The sequence below is a fragment of the Streptomyces sp. NPDC006879 genome (genome assembly GCF_042869595.1).
Taxonomy (GTDB): domain Bacteria; phylum Actinomycetota; class Actinomycetes; order Streptomycetales; family Streptomycetaceae; genus Streptomyces.
In genome coordinates this window covers 32,462-56,914 of the sequence record NZ_JBIAGC010000040.1, presented here as the reverse complement: position 1 = coordinate 56,914, position 24,453 = coordinate 32,462, and the positions used below count along the sequence as shown (strand labels likewise).

At 70.0% G+C, this 24,453-nt stretch carries 23 protein-coding genes and 1 pseudogene; 10 read left to right on the top strand and 14 right to left on the bottom strand.

Annotated elements, in window-relative coordinates; translation table 11 throughout:
• Positions 1-9: 9 nt before the first annotated feature.
• Complete coding sequence (locus tag ACFYMC_RS24020; protein ID WP_388528717.1) at positions 10-927, top strand: agmatine deiminase family protein; 918 nt, start codon at positions 10-12, stop codon at positions 925-927.
• 34 nt (positions 928-961) lie between these two features.
• Here ACFYMC_RS24020 and ACFYMC_RS24015 read toward each other — a convergent pair whose 3' ends face one another.
• Entirely contained in the window at positions 962-2,047 is a 1,086-nt protein-coding gene (locus ACFYMC_RS24015; RefSeq protein WP_388528710.1) for a WD40/YVTN/BNR-like repeat-containing protein, read from the bottom strand.
• Between the two features lie 197 nt (positions 2,048-2,244).
• On the opposite strand from ACFYMC_RS24015, the gene ACFYMC_RS24010 reads away from it, so the two are divergent.
• Positions 2,245-3,627 carry a wax ester/triacylglycerol synthase family O-acyltransferase gene (locus ACFYMC_RS24010; protein WP_388528709.1) on the top strand — a complete coding sequence of 461 codons (1,383 nt, stop codon included), beginning with the start codon at positions 2,245-2,247 and terminating at the stop codon, positions 3,625-3,627.
• Between the two features lie 24 nt (positions 3,628-3,651).
• Here ACFYMC_RS24010 and ACFYMC_RS24005 read toward each other — a convergent pair whose 3' ends face one another.
• The 3 genes from ACFYMC_RS24005 to ACFYMC_RS23995 all read right to left on the bottom strand — a co-directional run bounded on the left by ACFYMC_RS24005 (position 3,652) and on the right by ACFYMC_RS23995 (position 7,173).
• Positions 3,652-5,091, bottom strand: coding sequence for a multicopper oxidase family protein (locus ACFYMC_RS24005; protein ID WP_388528707.1), 1,440 nt, complete (start codon positions 5,089-5,091; stop codon positions 3,652-3,654).
• 293 nt (positions 5,092-5,384) lie between these two features.
• The gene (locus ACFYMC_RS24000) at positions 5,385-5,879 is read right to left on the bottom strand and encodes an LURP-one-related/scramblase family protein (protein ID WP_388528705.1); all 495 of its coding nucleotides are present in this window, start codon (positions 5,877-5,879) and stop codon (positions 5,385-5,387) included.
• A gap of 217 nt (positions 5,880-6,096) precedes the next feature.
• The gene (locus ACFYMC_RS23995) at positions 6,097-7,173 is read right to left on the bottom strand and encodes an NADH:flavin oxidoreductase/NADH oxidase (RefSeq protein ID WP_388528703.1); all 1,077 of its coding nucleotides are present in this window, start codon (positions 7,171-7,173) and stop codon (positions 6,097-6,099) included.
• 166 nt (positions 7,174-7,339) lie between these two features.
• On the opposite strand from ACFYMC_RS23995, the gene ACFYMC_RS23990 reads away from it, so the two are divergent.
• Positions 7,340-7,720, top strand: coding sequence for an ArsR/SmtB family transcription factor (locus tag ACFYMC_RS23990; RefSeq protein ID WP_388528701.1), 381 nt, complete (start codon positions 7,340-7,342; stop codon positions 7,718-7,720).
• Between the two features lie 29 nt (positions 7,721-7,749).
• Here the strand turns inward: ACFYMC_RS23990 and ACFYMC_RS23985 are convergent, their stop codons facing one another.
• Together ACFYMC_RS23985 and ACFYMC_RS23980 are read right to left on the bottom strand one after the other, a co-directional pair.
• Complete coding sequence (locus ACFYMC_RS23985; RefSeq protein ID WP_388528699.1) at positions 7,750-9,822, bottom strand: ATP-binding protein; 2,073 nt, start codon at positions 9,820-9,822, stop codon at positions 7,750-7,752.
• Positions 9,823-9,986: 164 nt separating this feature from the next.
• Entirely contained in the window at positions 9,987-10,958 is a 972-nt protein-coding gene (locus tag ACFYMC_RS23980; RefSeq protein WP_388528697.1) for a fibronectin type III domain-containing protein, read from the bottom strand.
• 253 nt (positions 10,959-11,211) lie between these two features.
• Here ACFYMC_RS23980 and ACFYMC_RS23975 point away from each other — a divergent pair, with 253 nt between their 5' ends.
• Together ACFYMC_RS23975 and ACFYMC_RS23970 are read left to right on the top strand one after the other, a co-directional pair.
• On the top strand, positions 11,212-11,652 hold the full coding sequence (locus tag ACFYMC_RS23975) for a tyrosinase family oxidase copper chaperone (RefSeq protein WP_388528695.1): 441 nt from the start codon (positions 11,212-11,214) through the stop codon (positions 11,650-11,652).
• Positions 11,653-11,679: 27 nt separating this feature from the next.
• Positions 11,680-12,546 (top strand): tyrosinase family protein, encoded by an 867-nt coding sequence (locus tag ACFYMC_RS23970; RefSeq protein ID WP_388528693.1) that lies wholly within the window; start codon positions 11,680-11,682, stop codon positions 12,544-12,546.
• A 128-nt stretch (positions 12,547-12,674) separates the two neighbouring features.
• On the opposite strand, the gene ACFYMC_RS23965 is transcribed toward ACFYMC_RS23970, so the two are convergent.
• The 3 genes from ACFYMC_RS23965 to ACFYMC_RS23955 form a co-directional block, all read right to left on the bottom strand.
• A complete protein-coding gene (locus ACFYMC_RS23965; protein WP_388528691.1) occupies positions 12,675-12,950 on the bottom strand; it encodes a chaplin in 276 nt (91 codons plus the stop codon).
• A gap of 298 nt (positions 12,951-13,248) precedes the next feature.
• Positions 13,249-13,572 (bottom strand): hypothetical protein, encoded by a 324-nt coding sequence (locus tag ACFYMC_RS23960; protein WP_388528689.1) that lies wholly within the window; start codon positions 13,570-13,572, stop codon positions 13,249-13,251.
• Between the two features lie 182 nt (positions 13,573-13,754).
• On the bottom strand, positions 13,755-14,906 hold the full coding sequence (locus ACFYMC_RS23955; RefSeq protein WP_388528688.1) for a M20 family metallopeptidase: 1,152 nt from the start codon (positions 14,904-14,906) through the stop codon (positions 13,755-13,757).
• A gap of 175 nt (positions 14,907-15,081) precedes the next feature.
• Between ACFYMC_RS23955 and ACFYMC_RS23950 the strand changes: the two genes are divergently transcribed.
• The gene (locus ACFYMC_RS23950; RefSeq protein ID WP_388528687.1) at positions 15,082-15,534 is read left to right on the top strand and encodes a VOC family protein; all 453 of its coding nucleotides are present in this window, start codon (positions 15,082-15,084) and stop codon (positions 15,532-15,534) included.
• A 231-nt stretch (positions 15,535-15,765) separates the two neighbouring features.
• On the opposite strand, the gene map is transcribed toward ACFYMC_RS23950, so the two are convergent.
• Positions 15,766-16,533: a type I methionyl aminopeptidase gene (gene map, locus ACFYMC_RS23945; RefSeq protein WP_388528685.1), complete on the bottom strand. Its 768-nt coding sequence runs from the start codon at positions 16,531-16,533 to the stop codon at positions 15,766-15,768.
• Between the two features lie 32 nt (positions 16,534-16,565).
• Here map and ACFYMC_RS23940 point away from each other — a divergent pair, with 32 nt between their 5' ends.
• The 3 genes from ACFYMC_RS23940 (at position 16,566) to ACFYMC_RS23930 (ending at position 19,281) form a co-directional block, all read left to right on the top strand.
• Entirely contained in the window at positions 16,566-16,817 is a 252-nt protein-coding gene (locus ACFYMC_RS23940; protein ID WP_388528683.1) for a helix-turn-helix domain-containing protein, read from the top strand.
• 151 nt (positions 16,818-16,968) lie between these two features.
• Positions 16,969-17,592, top strand: a complete 624-nt coding sequence (locus ACFYMC_RS23935; protein WP_388528681.1) for an RBBP9/YdeN family alpha/beta hydrolase — start codon at positions 16,969-16,971, stop codon at positions 17,590-17,592.
• 264 nt (positions 17,593-17,856) lie between these two features.
• A complete protein-coding gene (locus ACFYMC_RS23930) occupies positions 17,857-19,281 on the top strand; it encodes a carboxylesterase/lipase family protein (RefSeq protein ID WP_388528715.1) in 1,425 nt (474 codons plus the stop codon).
• Here ACFYMC_RS23930 and ACFYMC_RS23925 read toward each other — a convergent pair.
• Positions 19,262-19,789, bottom strand: a complete 528-nt coding sequence (locus ACFYMC_RS23925) for a GNAT family N-acetyltransferase (RefSeq protein ID WP_388528679.1) — start codon at positions 19,787-19,789, stop codon at positions 19,262-19,264. The genes ACFYMC_RS23930 and ACFYMC_RS23925 overlap by 20 nt on opposite strands.
• Before the next feature lie 253 nt (positions 19,790-20,042).
• Between ACFYMC_RS23925 and ACFYMC_RS23920 the strand changes: the two are divergent.
• Positions 20,043-20,521, top strand: a pseudogene (locus tag ACFYMC_RS23920) (VOC family protein).
• Positions 20,522-20,974: 453 nt separating this feature from the next.
• Here ACFYMC_RS23920 and ACFYMC_RS23915 read toward each other — a convergent pair.
• The 3 genes from ACFYMC_RS23915 to ACFYMC_RS23905 form a co-directional block, all read right to left on the bottom strand.
• Positions 20,975-22,663 carry a sigma-70 family RNA polymerase sigma factor gene (locus ACFYMC_RS23915; protein WP_388528677.1) on the bottom strand — a complete coding sequence of 563 codons (1,689 nt, stop codon included), beginning with the start codon at positions 22,661-22,663 and terminating at the stop codon, positions 20,975-20,977.
• A 355-nt stretch (positions 22,664-23,018) separates the two neighbouring features.
• Positions 23,019-23,846, bottom strand: coding sequence for a tyrosinase family protein (locus ACFYMC_RS23910; RefSeq protein WP_388528675.1), 828 nt, complete (start codon positions 23,844-23,846; stop codon positions 23,019-23,021).
• Positions 23,847-23,908: 62 nt separating this feature from the next.
• Positions 23,909-24,337: a tyrosinase cofactor gene (locus tag ACFYMC_RS23905; protein WP_388528673.1), complete on the bottom strand. Its 429-nt coding sequence runs from the start codon at positions 24,335-24,337 to the stop codon at positions 23,909-23,911.
• Between the last annotated feature and the right edge of the window lie 116 nt (positions 24,338-24,453).

Sequence of the window (24,453 nt, the reverse complement as noted above, 5' to 3'; positions counted from 1 at the left end):
AACTACGAGATCACCGGAAACCGCCTCGTCACCTCGCGCCAGCGCTACCCTGCCCGCCCACACGCTCAACTGGACAACTACGACGCTCAGTCACACCAACGGGCCTGCGGTGCACAGGTGGAGGTCATTCCGCTCGCCGTCGATGACCTGTGGGCCAGGGACACCGTGCCGGTGTTCGTGGAGGAGGGCGGACGGGTGACCGGAGTTGACTACAACTTCAGTGGCTGGGGCGGTAAACAGGAACACACTCAGGACGCGACGGTGGGACGGACGCTGCTTGCTCGGTTCGGGCTACCCCGCACCCAGTCGCCCCTGGTCGCCGAGGGCGGCTCCTTCGAAACCGACGGCCAAGGCACCCTGCTGGTCACCGAGAGCTCGATCGTCAACGACAACCGCAACCCCGGCAGGACCCGTGGCCAGATCGAAGCCCAACTCAAGGAGGACCTCGGCGTCGAGAAGGTGATCTGGTTGGCCGGAGTGCGCGGAGAGGACATCACCGACGCACACGTGGACAGCTTGGTGCGCTTCACCGAACCCGGCGTGGTGCTGCTCGACAAGGCGTTCCCAGGGACGCGGCCGGACTCCTGGTCCCGATCCTCCGACCAGGCCAGGTCCGTGCTCACCCAGGCCACCGACGCGCGTGGCAGGCGCCTTGAGGTCATCGACCTGCCGCAGCCGGACCCCGATCGGATCACCGGGGAGGGGGAGGAGTTCGTCTCCACCTATGCCAACTTCTTCGTGGCCAACGACGCCGTGTTCATGCCGAAGTTCGGCGATCGCAGGGCCGATGACCGGGCCCGGGGCCTGCTGAGCGAACACTTCCCGCAGCGCGAGGTGGTTCCCGTCCGGATCGACGCCATCGCCGCCGGTGGCGGCGGCATCCACTGCTCCACGCACGAGGAGCCGGGCCCACCCGCTGAGGACTGAACGACTGGAGGAGGGGACCAGGCGCTTCCTCCCCTCACAGCGCCGCTGCGCGGACGCAGAGCACGTCCGGCAAGTGGCTGGCCAACTGCCGCCAGCTCTCCCCGTCGTCCAGGCTCGCGTAGACCTCGCCGTTGCGGTTGCCGAAGTACACCCCTGCCGGATCGGCGTCGTCGGTGCACAGCGCGTCCCGCAGCACGGTGCCGTAGTGGTCGGCTTCCGGGAGGCCCTTAGCGAGCGGTTGCCAGCTCTGCCCCGCGTCCGTGGTCCTAAAGACCCGGCAACGGCGCTCGGCGGGAACCCGGTCGGAGTCCGCGTTCAACGGAAAGAGGTAGGCCACGCCCGAGCGGTGCGGGTGGGCGGCCACGGAGAAGCCGAAGTCGGACGGTAGCCCACCCCCCACGTCCGTCCACCGGGCGCCCGCGTCGTCACTCCGGTAGACACCCCAGTGGTTCTGCAGGTAGAGGCGGTCCGGGTTCCCGGCATCCTGCGCGATCTTGTGGACGCACTGGCCGAACTCCGGTGGCTCCGGATCGGGGAGGAACACCGCTGACACGCCACGGTTGGAGGGCGCCCAGTCCTCGCCCCCGTTGCGGGTGCGAAAGACGCCCGCGGTCGAGACGGCGACTGTCACGGCCTGCGCGTTGCGCGGGTGGGTGATGACCGTGTGCAAGGCCTCGCCCCCGCCGCCCGGAACCCAACGTGAGCGGGTCGGATGCTCCCACAGGGGCCGTACCAGTTCGAAGCTCTCGCCCCGGTCCGTCGAGCGGAAGAGCGCCGCCGGCTCGGTACCCGCGTAGACCACGTCCGGGGCGGCGGGTCCGGCCGGATGGAGCTGCCAGACCCGCTCCAGCGAGGCCCCGGTGTCCGTGGGGAACTTCACCGCCGGCTGCTGTGGCTCGTTCCAGGTCGCCCCGAGGTCGTCGGAGTGGAACACCGATGGCCCCCAGTGCGTGCTGTCTCCGCCGACCAGCAGCCTGGGCTGCGGTCCACGCCTGTCGATCGCGACGGCGTAGATGGCCTGCGCTTGGAAGCAGGGCTCCGTGAACTGCCACACGCCTTGGCGCCTGCGGCCCACGAAGAGTCCTTTGCGGGTGCCCACGGTGAGTAGCACGTCGGTCATGATCGGTACCTCCGGAGTCCTGCGCCCCGATTCCACGGATGCGGACTGACTTGCTCCGGCCAGTGTGCACCTCACCCCGGGCCCCGTGCTCGCTCCCCGGTCCCCACACCCCATTCGGCCGATCATCAACGAACGAAATCAACTGGTAACGGTAAGTTACTTGAACACGATTGGTTGCAAGCGCTTCACTGCACGCTGTGACCACCGAACTCCTCTCCCCGCTCGACCAAGCGTTCTGGCACATCGAGTCCGAGGGCCACCCCATGCATCTGGGCGCCCTCGGCCACTTCACCGCCAACCGTCCCGGCGCCGCTCGCCACGCCGCCCGTCTGCTCGCGGAGCGCTGCGCCGAGGTACCCCAGCTGCGTCGCCGGATCGGCGACGTCCTCTTCCCGCTCGGCGCCGCAGCCTGGCGGCCGGATCCCGATTTCGACCCTTCCCGGCACATCCACCTCGTCCCCGCCGGTCGCAGCGACCCCGACGTGTACGCCGTCGCCGGCGAGCTGATGGCCCGCCCGCTCGAACGCGGGCGCCCACCCTGGGAGGCGTACGTCCTTGAGGGCCGCAACCCGGCCGCCTGGGTCGGCACTCCCTTCGCGGTCCTCTTCAAGTTCCACCATGCGCTCGCAGACGGTCTCGGCGCCCTGGCCCTCGCCGCCACCCTCTTCGACCAGGGCGCTGAGCGGACGCCCCCCCGACGCCCGGCGAACAGGACCGTACCCGCGCAGTCCTCCCCTGCTGTCACCCCCGAGTTGCTCCTGCCCGACCCGCGCCGGCTACCCGGCGCGCTGCTCTCCCGCCTGCACGGCCGCATGCAGGACGTTGGTCAGGCCCTGGAGATCGGGGCCGCCGTCGCCCGGGCGGGACTGCCGAGCACTGCACCGGCGGCTCTGATTGCCGACGCGGTCGGTGGGACTCGGACGATCGCAGGTGTCCGCTTCGACATCGACGAGGTCCACCTCATCCGCAAGAGCGCGGGCGGAACCGTCAACGACGTGCTGATCGCCGTTGTGGCCGGCGCCCTGCGGCGTTGGCTCCAGACCCGGGGCGAGCCCGTGCGGGACGTCGCCCCCCGTGCGCTGATCCCCGTCTCCCGACGGCGTCCGAACGGTGGAGCCGGTGGCGCGAACCGGCTGTCCGGCTACCTGATCCGGCTGCCGGTGGGCAACCCGGACCCGCTGGGAAGACTGGCCGCCGTCCGCGCGGACATGGACCGCAACAAGGAGGCCGGCCCGGCCCGCGGCGCGGGCGCGGTGGCACTGCTGGCCGACCATGTGCCGGCGCTGGGGCACCGCCTCGGCGGGCCGGTGGTCGCCCAGGCGGCCCGGCTGCTCTATGACGTGCTGGTCACCAGCGTGCCGCTGCCCGGTATCGGTCTCTCACTGGGGGGCAGCACCTTGCGACAGGTCTATCCGCTGGCACCGTTGGCCCGAGGGCAGTCCTTGGCGGTGGCGGTGTCCACCTACCGGGGGGCGGTCCATTTCGGGCTCCTCGCCGACGGCGGGGCCGTACCGGACCTCGCTCCGCTGGCCCAGGCGGTTAGGGAGGAACTCGCCCTGCTTCGGCGCAGCACGCAGTGACACGCCGAAGCAAGGCGTACTGGATCAGACGATCTTCATGTTGGCCATCATGCCCATCGCGGAGTGGTCCAGCATGTGGCAGTGATAGAGGTAGGTGCCCCGGTATCCGGTGAAGGTCGCCTGGAGCTTCACCGTCTCGCCGGGCATGATCTTCACGGTGTCCTTGAGCCCGAACTCCGGGCCGGAGGTCACCGGTATGCCGTTGCGTTCCAGTACCCGGAACTGCACCAGATGCAGGTGGAAGTTGTGCGGCGCCCGCTGGTTGGCGTTGGAGACCGTCCAGACCTCGGTGGCGCCGTACTGGATCTCGGTGTCGATCCGTTGGTGGTCGTAGACCTTCCCGTTGATCCATGCCTTGGTGTCCGGGCCCACCGCCTCGTCCATCTTCAGGACGAACGACCGTTCCACGGTCGGTTTCGCCAGGGCGGGCAGAGAGCGCAGCACCGGTGGCACCGAACTGCGGTCGTGGGCCCGACGAGTCACCCGGAACTGCATCACCTGAGCGGCCGGACCGGTGTCGTTGTTGACTAGCTCGACCGTGGTGCCCACCGGGTAGCGGGAGAAGTCTACGACCACGTCGGCGCGTTCACCTGAGGAGAGCGACACCGTCGAGGTGGCGTAGGGCTCGGGGAGGAGGCCGCCGTCCGTGCCTATCTGCTGCATCTGTGAGCCGTCGGACAGGCGCAGCGTGAAGAACCGCTGGTTCGACTGGTTGAAGAGGCGGAAGCGGTACTTGCGGGCGGCGACGTCGAAGTAGGGCCAGGGCTTGCCGTTCGCGAGGATCACGCTGCGTTTGAGGAAGTCGCCCATGACGTAGACGAACTGACCCTCGGCGTCGAAGCGCGCGTCCCGCAGCGCGATCGGCACGTCGTAGGAGCCGCGGGGGAGGTTCAGTCGGCGCTCGGTGTGGTCGGTGAGCAGGTAGAACCCGGCGAGCCCACGAAAGACGTTCTCCGACTCGGTGTGGTGGGAGTGGTCATGGAACCAGAGGTTGGCATGTGACTGGTGGTTGGGGTACGTGTAGACCTTCTGACCGCCGTGCGGGGCGATGAGGTCCATGGGGCCGCCGTCACTGCTCTGCGGCACATGGGCGCCGTGCAGGTGCACCGACGTCGGCACGGACAGTCGGTTGATCTGGCGCACCACCACCCGCTCACCCGAGCGTGCCCGGATCACCGGGCCGGGGAACTGGCCGTTGTAGGTCCACACGGTGGTGGGTTTGCCGGGGACGATCTCCCGGGCGACTTCCCTCATCGTGACGGTGTAGTAGCTTGCCAGCCCGGTGGAGAAGGTCGGTCGCAGCACCTTCGGCCGTGGCATCGCCACCTGGAACTTCTCGATGCTGTTCGGGTCGAGGTCGGAGGCCGCCGCGACTCCTTCGAGCGCCGGAACCAGGAGCCCGGCACCGCCGATGGCCGTGGTCAGGCCTATGCCGGCCTTGAAGGCGGCCCTACGCGAGATCATGAAGTCCTCCCCCGAGAAGAACGGTTGGGCGTGCGCGTCCGCCGGTCAGGCAGATCTTGTCTGTGAAGTCTGTGGGGACCGCACGCGCCGTTCAACACACCTCGATTCAGGGCTCTGTCAGAATTCGCAGATCCCGATGGGGTGTGTGGAGGAACGCGCAGGGGAATGTCAAAGTCCGTCAGGGTGGTACGCGAGGGCCGCCCAGGACGACGGCCCGTCCCCCACCGCCAGGGGGGACGGGCCGTACGCCGAGGGGGTCCGAAAGGAGCCGCCGGCCCCTCGTTCGGTCGCAGTCAGGCCGACTCCCGTTCCCGCTCCGCCATCCGGATCACGCAGACCGCGACGGCCAGCAACAACGAGGCGTCGGCCTCGGGCCGTAGTACGTCGACCGCATAGGTCTCGCGCATCCGGAACCACTTGCGGGAGATCAGCGCCAGCGGTTCATCCTGGTACTCCACCTTGAACTCCCGGTCCAGGATGCGCCCGCTCACGTCAAGCTCGGTGCCGTCGACCAGGTCGACCCGGTAGTGGTTGCGCAGCAACGACAGGCGCTTCCTGCGAACCGATGCCAGAGGGGCTCCCGCGCGTTCCAGGGTCATCGTGTCACGCAGGCTGAACACCTTTTCACGGAGCGTCAACAGCACTTGTCCCTGCGCATCCTTGAGCTCCAGGGTGTCGCGCAGGCGCAACGCCTTTCCGTCGACGAGGAAGGCGTGGCGGCCTTCCTCGTCCTCGATCCAGTAGTCGTCGCCCACGGCGATCAGTTTGTCCCGCACCAGGTATTTCATGACCGTGATCAGTGCCCGGTGGTAGCTCCGTTCAGGCGGGCGGGACGCCGGTGCGGGCCGGTATGCCCCGGATGGCCCAGCGTCCTTGCGGCGGACTCCCGCCGGTACGCGAGGCCGGCCGGGGCGTCCCACTACGTGCCCCGAAGCGCCCCTTCGACCCCGCGGTGCACCGGTTCTGATCCCGTGTGCTGATCTGCCAGGCACCGCGGGGCAGCTGTCAGGAACGGTGGTACTGGACCGGAGTGGCCACCTCGGCGCCGAGTTCCCGAGCGGCGCGCCGGGCGAAGTAGGGGTCGCGCAGCAGCTCGCGGCCCAGCAGTACGGCGTCCGCCTCCTCGTTGGCGAGGATCTTCTCGGCCTGCTCCGGTTCGGTGATCAGGCCGACCGCGGCCACGGGCAGGTCGGCCTCCCGCTTGACCCGCTCGGCGAAGGGCACCTGGTAGCCGGGGCTGACCGGGATGCGCACGCCCGCGGCGTTGCCGCCGGTGGACACGTCCAGGAGGTCCACTCCGTGTTCCTTGAGCAACCCGGCGAGGCGGACGGTGTCGTCGGCGGTCCAGCCGTTCTCCTCCAGCCAGTCGGTGGCGGAGATCCGGAAGAACAGCGGGAGGTGCTCGGGCCAGACCGCGCGGACGGCGTCGACGACCTCCAGGGCGAACCGCGCCCGGTTCTCGAAGGAGCCCCCGTAGGAGTCGGTGCGCTTGTTGGAGTGCGGCGAGAGGAACTCGCCGATCAGGTAGCCGTGGGCGCCGTGGATCTCGGCGACCTCGAAGCCTGCTTCCAGCGCTCGGCCGGCGGCCTGCGCGAACTGTCGCACGATCTGGTGGATGTGGTTGGGCGTCAGTTCAGTGGGCACCGGGTGGCCCTCGGCGAAGGGGACGGCGCTGGGGCCAAGGGGCTGCCAGCCGTGAGCCTCCGGTCCCACGGGGGCGCCGCCCTTCCAGGGGCGCTCGGTGGAGGCCTTCCGCCCCGCGTGGGCTATCTGGATGCCCGGGACGGTGCCCTGCCCCTTGAGGAAGTCCGTGATGCGGCGGAAGGCCGCAACCTGCGTGTCGTTCCAGATGCCCAGGTCATAGGGGCTGATACGGCCCTCGGGGGAGACCGCGGTGGCCTCGACGATGACCAGTCCGGTGCCGCCCGCGGCCCGGGCCGTGTAGTGGCTGAAGTGCCAGTCCTGGGGGGCGCCTGCTTCCGGCCCCTGGGGGGCGGCGGAGTACTGGCACATGGGAGCCATCCAGATCCGGTTGGGGAAGGTGACCGAACGCAGGGTGAAGGGGTCGAAAAGGTTGCTCACGGCAGGCTCCATTCCAAACGCGGCGGCCTTCGGCAGGCTGCCCGTACACGTAAGTACGATAGCCGTCGTAGTACGTCATCTGTCAAACTACGAAGATCCTCGTACAATGGAGTAGAAGCAGCCGCCCCATGGCAGCGACGAGCGACGTGAAGGACGTGACACCACAGTGAGCACAGCCGTGAACACCCGCGGACTCGCCCACCCCGAGCTCGCCGAGATCAGGCTGGACGCCGTGCTCCACGCCCTCTCCGACCCGATCCGCCGTCAGATCGTCTGTGCCCTGGCGGAGGCCGAGCGGCAATCCACCTCGCCCGGTCCGGTGGCGCTCGGTTGCTCGGCCTTCGAGCTGCCGGTGACGAAGTCGACGTCCACCCATCACTTCCGGGTCCTACGCGAGAGCGGTGTCATCCGCCAGCACTACCGAGGCACCGCCAAACTCAACGACCTACGCCGCAGCGACCTGGAGAGGCTGTTCCCGGGCCTGCTGGACGGCATCCTGGTGGCCGCCGGCGCGGAGGAGCAACGCTTGGCGCGCCCGGGCTCTTGAGCCCAGGGGGCCCAAGAGCCGGCGCCAGGTCACCATCCGGCCGCCGCTTCCACACCGCTGCGAAAGGCGCGCTCGTAGGCCTGGTCCCCGACGCTGGACCGCGCGCTGTGTTCGGCCGAGGCGCGGATCGCTTCCAGGGAGGGGGAGCCCATCCGGGGCAGCCCCACCGCCCGCCACCAGGCGTGACCGCCGCCCAGTAGGCGGGCCGCCTCCTCGCCCCCGCCCTGCGTGGCGATCGCCGCGCCCAGCAGTTCCAGTCCGAGCGCGATCCCGAAGCTGTCACGCAGGAGCCGCTTCGCCGCCAGCATGGCGCGCGCATGGCGTGCGGCCACCTGCGGCTTTCCGGAGGCCAGCGCCGCCAGGGCGAGGATGTAGTCCGCGTAGGCCCGCATCCAGTGTTCGCCCGCCGCCGCGCAGACTTCCCGTAGTGCGCCTGCCTCCGACGCGGCTTCCTCGTTCCGGCCCAGTGCACACAGGGCGTACGAGGTCGCGAGCCGGCAGAGCAGCCCGCCGGAGGTGCGGTGCAGCCCCTGCGGAGCGGCCCGCAGGGCCCCGCGGGTCACCTCCAGGGCGCTGGCGGCGTCGCCCGGCATCAGGAGGGAGGTGCCCAGGAGGTGGGCGGCCCGGAGCTCGGCTTCCGCGGCGTGGCGTGCGGGTTGGCTCAGACGCCGTCTGCCGTGGGCTTCATCGCGCCGCTTGGGCTCATGCTCCCGCTCGCGTACCAACTGGTGGCCCAGGCCCAGACTCGTCGCCAGGTCGCCTTGGAGGAGGGCGGTGATGCCGAGCGTCCACCGGGCACGGGTCCGGGCCTGGCTCGGTTCCGTCGGGCCCGACCGCAGGGCCCGCTCAAGGAACTGCCGTCCCTCGCGCAGGTGCCCGCAGCAGAACCAGTGGAACCACAGGTCCGCGGCCATCTCCAGAGCCTGCGCCGGATCGCTTGCCAGCAGGTGCTCCAGTGCGGTCCTCAGGTCGGTGTGCTCGGCGCTGAGCCGGTCCGCCCAGTAGAGCTGCCGGCTGCCGAGCCACTGCCCCTCGGCCTGCTGGGCGAGCGCCGCGTAGTGGCGGGCGTGGCGGTCGGCGACCACGTGCTCCTCGCCGAGCTCCTTGAGCCAGTGACGGCCGTACTCGCGGATGGTGTCCAACATCCGAAACCGTGCGGGCGGCCCGGCCGCACTCTGTCGTACCACGGACTTGCCGACGAGTCCCGCCAGCGTCTGCTCCACCTCTGTGGGACCCAGCGGCCCGCCTGAGCAGACGGCTTGCGCCGATGCGATGTCGAAGTCCCCGGAGAAGGTGGAAAGGCGTGCCCAGAGGAGCCGTTCCAATGGCTGGCACAGCTCGTGGCTCCAGCCGATCGCGGTCCGCATCGTGCGGTGGCGCTGCGGACGGGACATCCAAGGGTCCGAGAGCACCTCGAAGCGCCCGCCCAGGCGTTCTGCCACCTGTTGCACCGTCCACATGCGCAGCCGGGCGCCCGCGAGTTCGAGGGCGAGCGGAATCCCGTCCAGTTGTCGGCAGACCTCGGTGGCGGCTCCCGTCCACCGTGGATCGCGAAGGTCCTGTCGGGGCAGCACGGCACGGGCTCGTTCGCGGAAGAGGCGCAGCGCATCGCAGTCCGTTCCGTCCACCGGCAGTGGACGGACCTCACACACCAACTCGCCCTTGCACCCCAGGGGCTGTCGGCTGCTGGCCACGATGGACAGCCCCGGTGCGGACTGGAGCAGTTCGGCGACCAGGTGGCGACATTCGGCCACCAGGTGCTCGCAGGTGTCGAGCACCAGCAGCAGGTTCTTGTCGGATAGCCAACTGCACAGGTCCTCGTTGGCCGTGCGGGCGGACTGTTCGACCAGGCCCAGGGTCCGGGCGATGAGGACCGCCAGGAGCCGGGGGTCGCGCAGTGGGGAGAGATCCACCCACCAGACCCCGTCACGGTAGCGGGACCGGGCCTTGCGGGCGGTGCGCAGCGCGAGTCTGGACTTGCCCACCCCGCCCACTCCGGTCAAGGTGATCAGTCGCCCGGCCTCCAGCAGACCGCCCAGCCTGCCGAGTTCCACGGCCCGGCCCACGAAGCTCGTCGTCTCCGACGGCAAATTCCCCAGCACGGCGCCCGATTCTGGCCTAGTGTCACCCCTCCTGTGGTCTCTGTGATCGTTCTTGACTGAATCCCGCGCATGGCTGGTTGGAATACGCACTTATCCTTCGCCTGAAGGTTCGGACCTGGCCCTTGCCGATACCGGACCCGCTCGGCCATCGAGGATGCCGATCCTCAGCTCCCGCCCAGCGTGATCGTGCGGACGGCTGAGAAGGAACCCCAGGTTCCATCCGGCAGCCGGGCCCGTAGCTTCAGCTTCCACACCGTCCCCGGTGGTTCCGTCACCGTGATCAGGTAAGTCGCCCGCCCTTTCGGCGCCGCCCCCTCACCCCAGTGCACCGTGGTCATCAGACGATCCCCTGAGTACAGCTCGTAAGCCCGCACCTCGCCCTGGGTGCGAGGTGGCAACCAGGAGAGTTCCACGACCGCGCCGTCGGCACCGGGGCGCATCGTCGCCTCGAACCCCGCCACCGCGGTGCTCGGACCCTGCCCCGATGCGGTCGCCGTGGTGATGTCCACGGCGGGACTGTCCGTGGAGGACTGCTCCGCCGCGTCCCGGGCGCGCACCGTGAAGGTGTAGACAGTGTCCGGCCGCAGCCCGGTGATGCGGGTGTGACTCTGGCGCCCGTCGACCGTGTGGATGCGCACCCCGGCCTGGTAGACGTCGTAGGCCGTCACCGCCACATCGTCCTCGGCCTTGCCCCAGAACAGCTCCGCGGCACGGGCGCCGACGGCCTTGCCGGTGAGTCGTGCGGGCCGGGTCGGCGGCCCGGTGTCCCGAGGTGCGTGCGCCCGCGTGGTGGCGCTGACCCCGACGCTCAGCGGTGAGAGGTTACCGGCCGCGTCTCTCGCCCGAACGGCGAATCGGTACTCCGTGGCCGGGGTCAGCCCGGCCACGTCGACCATGTGCTTGGTGGCGGGAACCTCCCGTACGCGAGCGCCGTCCCGGTAGACCTCGTAGGCGCTGACTCCGTCCCGCTCTGGCGCCATGTCCCACATCACGTGTGCTGAGGACGAACTGCCCGCGTACACGGTCAAACCGGTGGGCGTCGGTGGGGGCTCGGTGTCCGCGGGCGGTCCGCAGGCGACCAGGGCGGCCCAACAGAGCGCCAACGCGGTGCAGGGGAGAACGCGGAGGAGCCGCACCGTAGTTGCCTCTCTGACAGCCTGCCGATCAAAGGTCTAGACATGTATCGCACAGTGAGGCATCAGCCGGCAAGACATCCGTGGTGCCGAGCCGCACCCCCTCCCACTGGCGCCGCCCTTTGGCGGCCGATTCCGCGCCGGCCCGCGGACGTCCGGTTGCCGTAAGCCCCCGGACCCGGCGCGTGCCCGTGCACCGGTGACCTCCCGGCGCACGCCGGCGTTAGACCCACGAGCCGATGTCGAAGGAGCGAGCATGAGCCTGACCACCGAACTCGTCCGGTGGGCCACCCCGACGGCGGCGCCCGCCACCCGGAGGTTCGCCCTGCGCGCCGCGTTCGTCGCCACCGTCCTTGCCACCACGGCCGCAGCACTCACCCCGCTCGTCCGCGCCAGCCGCGTGCCTGCCCGCCCCGGCCAAAGCGGGCCGGCGCCAGTGCCGCTCTTCGAGGAGACCTACCGGGGTCGCCACCTCAAAGGCACCCGAACCGCTGCTACGACTGATGGCGCCCGCGACCGGATCGACATCGAGGTGGACGGCCGCCCCCTGCACGTCATGCGCCGCGCCGACGGCGGCTTCATGAGCATGGTCAACCACTACGAGTCCTTCGGGACTCCGCTCGCCCTCGCCCGGGCCGCCGTCGATGAGATCGGCACAGCACAGCTCGCCCTCACCCGCCACCCGCACCACGGCTGACCCGAGGGAAAGGAAGGACCTCCGCCCGTGTACACCCGCCAGAACCAGAAGAACCTGACCACCTCACAGAAGAAGAGGTTCGTGGCCGCCGTCCTGGAGCTCAAACGCACCGGTGAGTATGACGAGTTCGTACGCGTCCACCAACGCTGGTTCCGCCCCGACGACGAAGACGGGCTGCGTGTGGGCCACATGTCCCCCTCGTTCTTCCCCTGGCACCGACGCTATCTCCTGGAGTTCGAAAGGGCCCTGCGGCAGATCGACCCTGCCGTCTCCGTCCCGTACTGGGACTGGACCTCCGAGAACACCCCGGCCGCTTCCCTATGGGCCGAGGACTTCCTCGGCGGCAGCGGGCGGGACAGTGACCACAAGGTGATGACCGGCCCCTTCGCCGAGGGCAGCGGAAACTGGCCGGTCACCGTTGGTGTGACCGAAGCCCGCTATCTCAGCCGGAACCTGGGACGCCCCCACAACCCGATCTCCCTGCCGACCCGTGCGGAACTCCAGTGGGCGATCAACGACCCGGTCTACGATGCTTCGCCCTGGGACTCGCGGGCGTCGAAGGGCGGTTTCCGCAACAAGCTGGAGGGCTGGGCGGCCCCGCGCAGCGAACGCTGGCGCAACCACAACAAGGTCCACCAGTGGGTCGGCGGCCACATGACCGGGGGGACTGCCCCCAACGACCCGGTGTTCTGGCTACACCACTCCTTCGTGGACCTCCTCTGGGACCGCTGGCAGCAGGCGCACCCCGACTCCGGCTACCTGCCCCGGCGCAGGCTGGGCCGGGCGGACCTCCAGTACGGCCGGGTACTCAGCCTCGACGAGCCGATGCCCCCCTGGGACGTCACCCCCGCCGAGCTCCTCAGCCACGAGGGCGTCTATCGCTACGAGGCGTGATCCCCCGGCAGCACACCTTGCGCGCAGGAGCTTCGCGCAAGGCCGGTGCGCACAAGGACGCCCCTCCTTCCGATGGTTGCGGAAGGAGGGGCGTCCTTGGTGGTCCACCCACGCGGGGGGAGCGACCGTCAGCCGCCGTAGCCGTCGGTGTGCATGTCGTGGCCCGACAGGTTCTGGCAGTTGTTGCCGAACGCCGGGTTCAGGAGCCCGATGACGTTGACGGTGTTGCCGCACACGTTCACCGGGACGTGCACCGGCACCTGGAGGAGGTTGCCAGAGAGCACACCGGGGGAGTGGACCGCAGCACCCTTCGCTCCGGCGTCGGCGGCGGCCAGACCGGCGCCGGCGGCCAGGACAGTACCGGCGGCAGCGGTGACGGCAGCGACCTTCGCGATACGCGACATCGATATCTCCTTGAGAGACGTGAGGAATGAGCCGCAGGACCTGCGGCCATGACGTGCGGTTCAACGCGCCGGTCGCCTCGGGGTCACGGTCGTTGGGCCTTCCCGGTGACCCGGGACCCTCCGAGGGCGCCGCCAAGGACGGTCTTGCCCGTCAGGGAACGGCGTGCGGGGTGTGCTCCGCCGTGCCCACCGAGGGCTTGCACCGGACCGGGGCCGACACGGGGAAAGCGACTGCCGGACATCTCAAGAGCGCCGAATGCCGCTCTTCCGCTGCACCGGGTCGCGATCCGGCGCGAGCTCACACCGTTGCCCGAGCCGAGCCGAAGAAGGGCTGGACCTGTGCGCTCCGGCCGGCTCCGACCATCGCCACCGGCCGTCCCTGGCACGAGTGGTCGGCGAACAGCAGCAGGGCGTGGCCGGTGTGATTGACCACCGGCTGGCCGCCTCCACCGCCGGGCATGAAGCGCGTGCAGCCGTCGAAGTCCTGCACGGCGTGCACCTTGTCGTCCTGTCCGAAGTACTGGAAGTCACCGTTGGACGCGTGCGCCGACCCACCCGTCACGGCGGTGAGCAGCAAGGACAGTGGAGCGAGCGCTGACTTGAAGAAATTGCCGATACGCATGTGAAGACCTCATGAGATACCTGGGGCCCGGGCCGTCCCGGAGCCCTCCACCTGGCTCAACCCCGCCGCGCGGCCCCGGACACGGCCGCGGAGGGAAGTTGACAGGTCGCCGAAACGCGGATCAGCGCCCGGTGGCCCCCGTCGGGGGTGTTCGAGGCGAGGGGTTCGTCAGCGACTATCAATCATGCGGAGCCCGTCTTGTCGGCCGTACCCGCCGTGCGTCCCCGAACTCCCCCGCGGCGCGCGACGGCCCGGATCAGCTCGGCGACGAGGTGTGCCCGCTCGGCCATGGCGTCGATCACCAGGTACTCGTGATCGGCGTGCGCACCGCCTCCGACGGCTCCGAGCCCGTCCAGCGTGGGCACCCCGAGCGCGGCGGTGAGGTTGCCGTCGCTCCCTCCGCCAACCACCCTTCCTTCCAAGTCGGGAAGGAGCTGCCGCGCCAGCGTGAAGAGCTCAGCCGAGGCCGACTGGGGCATCGGGGGCCGGCCGATGCCTCCTCGTACGGTGATCTCGGCTCCGTCGAGACGAGGGGTGAGCGCCGCGAAAGCGGACTCGATCCGCTCCGTCTCCGTCTGCGACTCGACCCGTACGTCGACGGTGATGCTGGCCTCTGCGGGAACCACGTTGTCCAAGGTGCCCGCGTTGGCCACGGTCGGGGTGACCGTCGTGCCCCGATCGGGGCGTGCCAGGGCGGCGATGGCCAGCACCTGGTGTGCCGCTTCGATCAGGGCGTTGACGCCGGCGGATGGCTCAAGTCCGGCGTGCGAAGCCCGCCCCGAGACCTGGACGTGGAAGGTTCCGCAGCCCTTGCGGCCCGTTTTCAGCGCCCCACCGTCAGCGGCGCCTTCGACCACGAGGACAGCGCCGCAGGCAAGCGCCCGTTCTTCGATCAGGGCGCGGGAGGCGCCGGAGCCGACTTCTTCGTCGGCGGTCACCAGGAGTTCGACTCCCGACCTGTCCTTGAGCGTCGCCACTGCGTGGATCGCCTGGACGAGACCGCCCAACATGTCGAAGACACCGGGGCCGGTAGCACGCCCCGCCTCGACTCTGAACGGGCGGCGTTCGAGGGTGCCGAGTGGAAAGACCGTGTCGTGGTGACCGAGGATCAGCACTTTGGGATCGCCCCCGGCTGACCAGTGGACATGAGGCCCGCCCGCGCTCGCCAGGAGAGTGGCCCGTCCGCCGAGGCGGTTCTCGACGACGGCGGCGAGGGTTTCGGCGGAATCCGACAAGGCGTCGAGGTCACGCGAGGGTGACTCCACTTCAACCAGCGTCCTCAGGTCCTCGATCATGTCGTCCACATTCAGCCGGGCACCCCTGCGCATCGTCATGACGTCAAGAGTAGTGCCCTGTGTGTGACGCGGAGTGACCGGCCGGAGCGCCCCGTTGAGTGTGCGAGCCGACCGCCCAGGGCGCGTCCTGGCCCTGTGCCGGAGCGACGGCACCGTCGAAGCTCGGGTGGATCTTCTGTTGCACGCAGGCGGTCAACCGTCGAAGGTGGGGGGCATGGCTCTGAGTTGGAAGTTGGTCGTCGACTGCACGGACGCATCTGCCCTCGCGGACTTCTGGGCGGCGGCTCTGGAATACGAAGTGGAGGATCCCAGCGCTCTCGTCGAGCGCTTGCTGGCCTCCGGCCACATCGATGAGGGGGCTGTCAGGGAGCATCGCGGTCGCAAGACCTTCCGCGGCTACGCCGCGATCCGGCACCCCGATGACCCCTTCGACGAAACCAGTGGCGTCGGGCGGGGGCGACGGTTGCTCTTCCAGGAAGTGCCCGAGAGCAAGGCGGGCAAGAACCGACTGCATGTCGACGTGCACGGCGAGCCCGGTGGCGGCGATGAACTGGTGGCCCGGCTGGAGGGCTTGGGAGCGCGCCGGGTCCGCGAGGTCGACCAGGGGCCCGGCGGCCACTGGTGGGTGATGCAGGACCCGGAGGGGAACGAGTTCTGCGCCGTGTGACGGCTCGATTCGCATCCGCCAGCCAACCGCTAGAAGACCGATGAAGATCTTGCTTCGACTGCCCGGCTCGCCCCGGATTGCCCGCTAATATCAATCGCCATGAACCGGTACAAGCCGGGCGTGATTTCAAGATCTTCAGGACGCTTCTAGGGGCTGTCCCGCGGCTCGGTGCCTGGCGGTCGTGCTGCGCCTGCCGGAGCCGGGTCTGGGGTCTCCTCGTTCGTGGGGTGTTCAGGCTTTCGTCAGTACGCGCGGACCGTCCTTGGTGATGGCGACGGTGTGCTCGACGTGTGCGGCGCGGCTGCCGTCGAGGGTACGCAGCGTCCAACCGTCCGCGTCGGTGCGGTAGTCGTCGGTGCCTCCCGCCACCAGCATGGGCTCGATGGCGAGCACCATGCCCGCGCGTAGCTTCAGACCGCGGCCGGGCGGGCCCTCGTTGGGTACCCCTGGGTCCTCGTGCATCTGGCGTCCGATGCCGTGACCGCCGAAACCGTCCGGGATCCCGTAGCCGGCCGCTCGGCAGGTGCGGCCGATGGCGTGCGCGATATCGCCGATGCGATTGCCGACAACGGCCGCCGCAATGCCTGCGTTCAGGGCCTGTTGAGCGGTTTCGATGAGGTGGGTGTCGGCGGGGCGGGCGGCTCCGACGGTGAAGCTGATGGCTGCGTCCCCCGCCCAACCATCCACCAGGGCACCGCAGTCGACGCTCAGGAGGTCGCCGCTGCGCAGACGGTACTCGTTCGGGATGCCGTGCACGATCGCATCGTTGACGGATGCGCAGATCACGGCGGGGAACGGTACAGGGGCGAAGGAGGGGTGGTATCCGAGGAAGGGCGAGTTCGCGCCGGAACGGAGGAGCTCCTCCCGGGCGACCTGGTCCAGTTCCAGGAGGGAGACGCCGACAGAGGCCGCCCGTCGGACGGCATCGAGGGCCCGGGCCACGGCCTGGCCGGCCGGGCGCATGGCGTTGAGGGAGGCTTGGGACTTCAGTTCCACCATTCCAATTACTATACCGGTATTAGAATGGTGGGATGGTACGCAATCCCTTGACTCCGCAGGAGCATGCCCGGGGCGAGCGACTGGGTAGGTTGCTGCGTGACGCGCGAGGTTCACGCAGCATGGCCGACGTCGCGGCGTGCGCCGGGCTGTCCCCCGAGACCCTGCGCAAGATCGAAACCGGCCGGGCTCCGACGCCTGCCTTCTTCACCGTTGCGGCTCTGGCCGAAGCCCTCGGGCTCTCCATGGACGACCTGGTGAGACGCTGCGCATTGCTGCCGGCCTGAGGCACCCCCCCCAGACGTCGAAGCGATCGACGCGCCGCCGTCCTGGCGACGCCAGACCGCGGCGCCTCGCCCGCAACGGGACGTCCGTAACTCCCATCCGACCGCGCGCCGCTACTGACGGCCGCGCCGCTGAACGCCCGCGAAGGTGAACATGAGTGTGAACGTCCCCGCCGCCACCGGTTCGTTTCTGCTGCTGCACGGTTGGCAGAACCAGCGACCCGCCGGGCACTGGCAGCACTGGCTGGCCGGCGAACTGCGCTCTGCCGGGCACCAGGTCCGCTATCCCCAGCTCCCCGACCCCGATCATCCCCGCCTCACGCACTGGCTCTCCGCTCTCGACCGCGAGCTGGCGGCCATGGCGCCCGAGCCCGCCGGGGGCCGGACCGTCCTCTGCCACAGTCTCGGCTGCCTGCTGTGGATGCACGCGGTCGCCCGGGACGGGGGGATCGCCACCCCCGTGGACCGCGTGCTCCTGGTCGCCCCGCCGTCCCCGTCGGTCCTGGACCGTCACCCGGAGATCTCCGGTTTCGCGCCGCCGTCTCTGGCGGAGCGGCAGCTCGCGAAGGCGGCCCATGCGACGCGGCTGGTGTGCTCCGACGACGATCCCTATGCCCCGGAGGGAGCGGCGGCGCTGTTCGGTGAGCCACTGGGGATCCCGGTGGACCTCCTGGCCGGCCAGGGGCATCTCGACATGGACGCCGGATACGGGATGTGGCCCACCTTGCTGAGCTGGTGCCTCGATCCAGGCCGTTCCATCCGCCCCCGGACGGCCTGAAGCCGGGCCTTCGAGCCCCGCCCCGCGCACGGGCGGCGCGCCGGGCGGATTCATCGGGGCTCGGCGCGATGGGCGAGCGCCGAGCCGGACCGGCCGGGCCGTTGGGCCCGGACGGCGAGACGGGGTCGCGCAGGGGGCGGGATGGCGAACACGTGCGTATCGACGTACATACAGATGGAGGGATAAACGGATCGGTGCGCCCAGGCCTGGAGGTGGCGCGCCCAGGAAGGCGGCATCGTGAACTGCGAGAACCCCTCCGCGGGCCTGGTCCCCGAAGCGTCCCCGACAGCAGGTGCACACCCCGAGGCGCGCACCACCCACGGCCGAGTCCGTGGCCGTTGGCGCGCCGGTGTCGCGGTCTTCCGGGGAATTCCCTATGCCGCACCGCCGTTCGGAGTCCACCGCTTCATGCCTCCGGCGGCCCCGGAGCCCTGGAGCGGGGTGCGCGAGGCCGCGACTTTCGGTCCTACCGCCCCGAAAGTTCCCTACCGTCCGCCCTTCGACCAGCTGTTGGCCGACCCCGCCATTGCCGGTGACGACTGCCTCAACCTGAACATCTGGACGCCCAGCCCCTCCCGCGCGGACCGCCTGCCCGTGATGGTGTGGATCCACGGTGGGGGCCTGACTCGTGGCTCATCGGCGGTGCCCGTCTACGATGGCACCTCCTTCGCCCGTGACGGGATCGTCCTCGTCACCCTCAACTACCGCCTGGGAGTGGAAGGATTCGGCCTCTTCCCGGACGCTCCCTGCAATCTCGGGATACGGGATCAGATCGCGGCCCTCAGGTGGGTGCACGAGAACATCGGCGGCTTCGGCGGAGACCCGGACCGGGTCACCGTCTTCGGGGAGTCTGCCGGCGCCATCAGCATCGGCACCCTGCTCGCGTCCCCAGCCGCGCGCGGACTCTTCCACCGGGCGGCTCTCCAAAGCGGTGCGCCAGAGACGCTGCCACGGTCCAGGGTGCGCGCCATCATCACCCGGATGGCGGATCGGCTGGGGATTCCCGCGACGGCGGCTGCCTTCCGGGCGGTCGATCGCGCCGCACTGCTGAACGCCCAAGGGGAGGTGACACGTCGCAGCAGCCCCCTGCTGGGAGGACCGTCCTTCGGGATCGTCTCCGACGGTGACACCGTGCCCCGCCCCCCGCTGGAGGCCCTCATCGAGGGCGACGCGGTGGACGTCCCGCTGCTGCTGGGGTGGACCACCCAAGAACACCGGCTGTGGCTGGCCCCCACCAAGCTGTTGCCCCGACTCGACCGCCTCGGCCCGCTCACACTGGCGGCTGCCATGGCCCGGTGCCGCCGGGGCCCGGCGGCGGTCCGCGCCTGCCAGCGGGCCCACCCTGGGGCGGGGCCCGGCGAGGTGCTCGGCCAGATGGTCGCCGATCACCTGCTGCGCGATCCGCTGCGACGGCTGGCAGCGTCCCGGCCGCCGGGCGCGCCTGCCTACCTGTACGAGTTCGCCTGGCAGTCCCAGGTGCCGGACCTCGGTGCCTGCCACGCCTTGGAACTCGGCTTCGTCTTCGACACGGCCGGGGCCCCGGATTCGATCCGGCTAGCCGGGCCCGGTGCACCACAGGAGCTAGCCGACCGAATGCACCGGGCATGGGTGGACTTCGCAACGGCAGGGACACCCGGCTGGGCGGCTTGGGACGAGCACACCCGGCCCATCAAGGTGTTTCGCGGATGAGCGACAGCCGTGCCCGCACGGTTTTGTCGGGGAACAGCTGAATGGTCGCGCCGAGCCGCTCCAGCGTCCGCACGGCGCCGCGGTTCGCCGCCGTGGTACGGGCCACCAGCACCCGGGCCGTGCCCGAGGCCTCGACCAGGGAGCCAAGGGCGAGCAGCGCCGCCGCGGCCACGCCGCGTCCCCGCGCTCCGCGCGCCAGCCAGATTCCGCACTCCAGTTCGTCCCTGTCATCGGTGCCTGCCAGGCGCACGGACCCGATCACACGGTCGTCCTCCACCACGGCGTAGGTCGACTCACGCAGCGGCCCTTCCAGCCCTGGGCGTCGGGCCCGGTGCCACTCCAAGAAGGCCGCCTGGCGGGGCCTGCTCCACCCGGGCGGGGCGTCCACCGGCGGCATGGCCTCTTCCGGGCGCGCACCGTGCACCGCGGCGGCCAGCAGCGTCCGCAGCCGTCCCTCGTCGAGTCGACGCAGGGCGACACGACCCATGGCGATCCGTTCACACTCCATGAGGCGATCTTCCCCTGCCGGCCCGGCGTGGGCGAGAGCTTTTCCTCCTCGAGCGGACCCGCTGCGGGCGCGGCACCTTCGCTTCCCGGGGTGCGAACGGGCGAATCCGCGAAGAAGGGTGCGGTCTTTCGATGAGTTCCGCTTCCTTGGACGGTCTCCTTCTTGAAACCCGTCCCACCGGGTGTCATGCCCGGACCGGCGTCGTGAGCGGTGCGGCGCTATGGCCGGGGAGATCCACCGCGAGGAGGCATTCATGGTCGGCGGAGGTCTTACCACCTGCCTGTGGTTCGACGATCAGGCGGAAGAGGCCGCCAATTTCTATCTGTCCGTCTTCGAGAACTCCCGGATCGGCCGGATCGGCCGCTACACCGAGGCGGGCCCGGGACCGGTCGGTTCCGTGATGGCCGTCGAGTTCGAACTCAACGGACAAGCCTTCGTCGCGCTGAACGGCGGGCCCCGCTTCACCTTCAACGAAGCGGTCTCCTTCCAGATCCGCTGCGCCGATCAGGCCGAGGTGGACTACTACTGGGACCGTCTCACCGAGGGGGCCAAGGTGTCGCCTGCGGTTGGCTGACGGACAAGTACGGGGTTTCCTGGCAGGTGTTCCCGAGCGAGCTGATCGACCTCGTCGGTGATGAGGACCCCGAGCGCGCCGGAAGGGCCACGGAAGCGATGCTCGGCATGGTCAAGATCGACCTGGCCGCCCTGCGCCGGGCGCACGAAGGAGGCTGAGGGCGCCTGTCCCGCTCGACTCCGGAGCCTTGGTGTACTGGTATCTGCCGCAATCCCCGGCGGTGGCCCGGGGCTTCGGCCCACGCACCCAGGAACCAGGTAGGCGCCGGCCCTTGGCACATGCGCCGACTGCCCTACATAGCAGATCACTGCGGGTGACCCGACAGTCCGGCAGGAGGAGGGCGATCACATGCCCGATGAGCCCCCATACCGACTGACATGGCCTCACTCCGAGGCGAGGGGCCCGTCCGCTTCTCGACGGTCCCTCCTCGCCTCTCGCGTCAGCGCGGGCATCTGCGCCCGCGGGCTTCTGGCGTGCACAGAAGCCCGCGGCGGTGCCGCTCAGAACGCTTCGGGGTTCGCCGAAAGGAACGGCGTCCCGCCGTGTCCAGGGTGACGGGGGAGTCGAATCGTCCGTTCGCGGACCGCCCTTCGCCAAGCCCGGGTCCGGGCTTAGGAGCGGGTACCGAAGACCTGCGTCCACCAGGGGCCGCCGCCGGTCGTGTAGTAGCCGACACCGATCTCCTTGAAGGAGCAGTTGAGGATGTTCGCCCGGTGGCCGGAGCTGTTCATCCAGGCCTTCATCACGGAGGAGGCACCGCGCTGGCCCATGGCGATGTTCTCGCCGTAGCTCGACCAGCGGTAGCCGGTGGCCGTGACTCGATCGCCTGGGCTCTTTCCGTCGGGGTTGGTGTGGTCGAAGAAGTTGCGGGCCGCCATGTCCTCGGAGTGTTTCTGGGCGGCGCTGCGGAGCAGCGAGTTCTCCTTCAGCGGCCCACAACCAGCCTTGGCGCGCTCCTGGTTGACCAGGGTGATGACTTGTTGGGCGGTGCTGCCGGACGGGGTGGTGCCGCTGCTGGTCCGGGTAGGGCGTGGTGTGGGGCTGGAGGTGCGTGGTGCCGGCGCCTTCTTCGTCGGAGCGGCGCTGCTCTTCGAGGGGCTCGGCGAGGCCTTGGACGGCGAAGGCGATGGTGAGGCGCTCGCGCTCGGGGAGGAGCTCGGCGTGGGGCTGGGTGGTGGGGTGGTCGATTCGGACAAGGAGGCGACCGAGGTGGAAGCCGCCGGTATCGGATCGGAGGCGATGACGCTGTTGCTGGGACCCGGTGTGGTGACCAGGTACAGAGCCCCGCCGCCAAGAGCGAGAGCGGTGACCCCGCCGACTGCCGCCGCCCGACGCCGGGAGGTGCGCCGCTGCTGCCGGCGGCTGCTGCGACTGCCCGTCACGCCGGAACCGTCGCCCTTGTGCGCTGCCCGGGATCCGGTGGGGACGGGCGTCGCTCCGAGTTGTATCGGCGCGGTCGTCTCCACGTCCGGCGCCGGCTCGAAGGAGCCGGCCGCTTGGGCGGCGAAGCTCGCCTCCTCGTGGATGCCGCTCAGGAGCGCTGCGGTCGGAGCCAGTAGTGCCAAGCCGGCGAGCAGACCCTCTGCCGGCATGAGGCCGCTCCACAGTCCCGAGCACTGCGCGCAGTCGCGGGCGTGCCTGGCTATTCGCTTGCGCCAGAGCGCCGAGGGCCGTCCGTCCCAGCCCTCCAGGGCCTGCCGCAACCAACCGCAGGGCGGGTTCGCTCCGAGCGCCCGGACCACGACCCGCGCGGACTCAAGCTGAGCCTTCATCCGCTGCACTCGGACCGCGGTGTGTTGCGGGGACAGTTCCAGCGCGGAGGCGACTTCCTCGCGGGTCAGCTCACCCGCGCACTCCAGCCACCACAGTGAGAGCAGCGCCCGGTCGTCCGGCTCCAGCCAGCGGGTGGCTTCCGCCGTTTCCCGGCGTTGTCCGGCCAGGTTCAGTCGGACCACGGTGAGGTCGACGAAGTCGGCTCCGGGGTCGGCGAGGTCCTGGTGCTCGTCCAGCGCGTCTGCGGCCAGCCCGTTCTGCCGGTCGCGCCAGTGCGCGCGTACCCGGTTCATGGCTATGGCCACCAGCCAGGACCGGAAGCTCTCAGGGGCGCGCAGGCCGCTGAGTCCGTCGAGGGCTCGCAGCATGGTGTCCTGTACCACGTCGTCCACGTCACAGCTGCCGTTCAGTGCCCGGCCGACGATGTTGTAGACCAGCGGCAGGTAGGCGGCGATCAGCTGGTCCTGCGCCCGGAGGTCACCGCTCTGCGCGGCCACGACCAGTGCCGATGTGTGCTGTGTGCTCATGTTCCGTTCACCCTGCCTGTCCCGGCCGACGTTGATGCCCAACATCTGGGAGACCACGGGGCACCGGCCCGATAACCACAATCGCGCCGGAGTTTTCGAAGAAGGTCTCACACCCCGGATCGGACGGGCCGCGCATACGGTACCCCTGCCTCGATCCGGCCCGGAATCATGGGATCCGCTTGATCCCGGTTCCTCCCCCCTTCGGAAAGGAGGGAGGGGATGCGCCGGCGCCCGCCGGCATGGCCCCCCGCTTCGGCGGGGGGCCATGCCCTCTCGTGGGCGAGTTGGGTCCGGGCGGCGCACCGCGACCGGGCCCCGCGCGCCGATGGCGCCAGGTGAGGTGGCGGGGTGGGTCTCAGGCGGCCGTGTCGTAGGTGTAGTGCGGGGTGTTGTCGAGCATGTCCGCCGGGGTGACGTCGTTCCATGGCCGCATCGTCTCGTGCAGGTCGACCACGTTGGTGGTGCCGGCGGCGGGCAGGTACGGCGAGTTGGGGTGACGGCGCTGCCACTGGGACCACAGCTTGTCGATGAAACAGTGGTGCAACCAGAACACGGGGTCGTTGGGGGAGGTGCCGGTCGCCATCTGGCCGCCGACCCACACGTGCACGCGGTTGTGCAGGTTCACGCCGCGCCACCCCTCCAGGTGGTTGCGGAATCCGTCCGAGGCGCTGTTCCATGGCGCCATGTCGTAGGTGGACATGGCCAGGACGCTGTCCAACTCGGCGCGGGTCGGCAGTTGGCTGACGCTGGAGCCCAGGGAGCGGCGAAGGTAGCGGCGGCCGTCCACGCGGACGTTGATCGGCCAGTTCCCGTCGGAGTAGGAGAAGGGTCCGTCGGTGACCTGGCCGTCGCGGCTGCGACCGGTGCCGCCGAGGAAGTCGGGTGCCCACAGGGAGGAGGCGGTGGTCCGGTCCTGCGTCCAGTCCCAGTACGGGAGGGCGACCGCGGGGTCTACCGACTGAAGGGCGCGCTCGAACTCGATCAGGAAGCGGCGGTGCCAGGGGAGGAACGAGGGCGAGCGGTGGCCGACGCGTTCGCCGCTGTCCGTGTCGCTCATGATGAAGTCGTTGTGCGTGCTGACGAAGGTGTCGTACCTGCCGCTGCGCTTCAGTTCCAACAGGGCGGCGACGAAACGGCGCTTCTCGTCGGCGGTCAGTGCCGCCTGGTTCTTGCGTATGGTCATCGGGCTTCTCCAAGTGGTGCGGGGTGCGCGGTTCACTCGCGCGCAGGTGCGGGCGCGGACGGTCAGGCGAGCGGAACGAGAGTGGCGCCCTGGAGTTCGACGACGGCTGCCCGTGCCACGGCGCGCGGATTCGCGTACGTCTCGTAGTGGTTGACCACGCTGATCCAGGTTCCGTCGGCGTTCTGCATGATGTGCAGTTCCTTGCCGTCGATGAGCACCCGGTAGCCCCCAGCGTGGCCTTCGTGGCCCATGGCCGCGTGGTGGCCGCCGCCGTGCTGGGCGGGGCCGCCCTGTATCCGTCGGCCCTGGTAGACCTCGTCGAAGGAGGCGGGCATCGACGGGTCGGAGCCCATGTCTGCGTGACCGTCGTGACCGTCGTGACCGCCTGGCGACCCGGCGACGGACGTGGCATAGGCGGGGAAGGCCACGGCGAGGGCTGCCACTGCTGCGGCGGTACCCCCGAGTGCGCGGCGGCGGGTGATCTGGGACATGAGGATCCTCACTGGTTCAAAGGCAGTTGCGGGGGGGGGGGGGGGGGGGGGGGGGGGGGGGGCGGCGCGCGCCCCGGGGCGGGGGGGGGGGGGGTGTTAGTGTGGGTGGGGGTGGG

What these genes read in the sequence shown, in the direction of transcription:
- ACFYMC_RS24015 (WP_388528710.1), bottom strand. Translation starts at nt 2,047, where the DNA reads ATGACCGACGTGCTACTCACCGTGGGCACCCGCAAAGGACTCTTCGTG.
- ACFYMC_RS24005 (WP_388528707.1), bottom strand. Translation starts at nt 5,091, where the DNA reads ATGATCTCGCGTAGGGCCGCCTTCAAGGCCGGCATAGGCCTGACCACG.
- ACFYMC_RS24000 (WP_388528705.1), bottom strand. Translation starts at nt 5,879, where the DNA reads ATGAAATACCTGGTGCGGGACAAACTGATCGCCGTGGGCGACGACTAC.
- ACFYMC_RS23975 (WP_388528695.1), top strand. Translation starts at nt 11,212, where the DNA reads ATGAGCCTGACCACCGAACTCGTCCGGTGGGCCACCCCGACGGCGGCG.
- ACFYMC_RS23965 (WP_388528691.1), bottom strand. Translation starts at nt 12,950, where the DNA reads ATGTCGCGTATCGCGAAGGTCGCTGCCGTCACCGCTGCCGCCGGTACT.
- ACFYMC_RS23960 (WP_388528689.1), bottom strand. Translation starts at nt 13,572, where the DNA reads ATGCGTATCGGCAATTTCTTCAAGTCAGCGCTCGCTCCACTGTCCTTG.
- ACFYMC_RS23955 (WP_388528688.1), bottom strand. Translation starts at nt 14,906, where the DNA reads ATGACGATGCGCAGGGGTGCCCGGCTGAATGTGGACGACATGATCGAG.
- ACFYMC_RS23950 (WP_388528687.1), top strand. Translation starts at nt 15,082, where the DNA reads ATGGCTCTGAGTTGGAAGTTGGTCGTCGACTGCACGGACGCATCTGCC.
- map (WP_388528685.1), bottom strand. Translation starts at nt 16,533, where the DNA reads ATGGTGGAACTGAAGTCCCAAGCCTCCCTCAACGCCATGCGCCCGGCC.
- ACFYMC_RS23940 (WP_388528683.1), top strand. Translation starts at nt 16,566, where the DNA reads ATGGTACGCAATCCCTTGACTCCGCAGGAGCATGCCCGGGGCGAGCGA.
- ACFYMC_RS23935 (WP_388528681.1), top strand. Translation starts at nt 16,969, where the DNA reads ATGAGTGTGAACGTCCCCGCCGCCACCGGTTCGTTTCTGCTGCTGCAC.
- ACFYMC_RS23925 (WP_388528679.1), bottom strand. Translation starts at nt 19,789, where the DNA reads ATGGAGTGTGAACGGATCGCCATGGGTCGTGTCGCCCTGCGTCGACTC.
- ACFYMC_RS23915 (WP_388528677.1), bottom strand. Translation starts at nt 22,663, where the DNA reads ATGAGCACACAGCACACATCGGCACTGGTCGTGGCCGCGCAGAGCGGT.
- ACFYMC_RS23910 (WP_388528675.1), bottom strand. Translation starts at nt 23,846, where the DNA reads ATGACCATACGCAAGAACCAGGCGGCACTGACCGCCGACGAGAAGCGC.
- ACFYMC_RS23905 (WP_388528673.1), bottom strand. Translation starts at nt 24,337, where the DNA reads ATGTCCCAGATCACCCGCCGCCGCGCACTCGGGGGTACCGCCGCAGCA.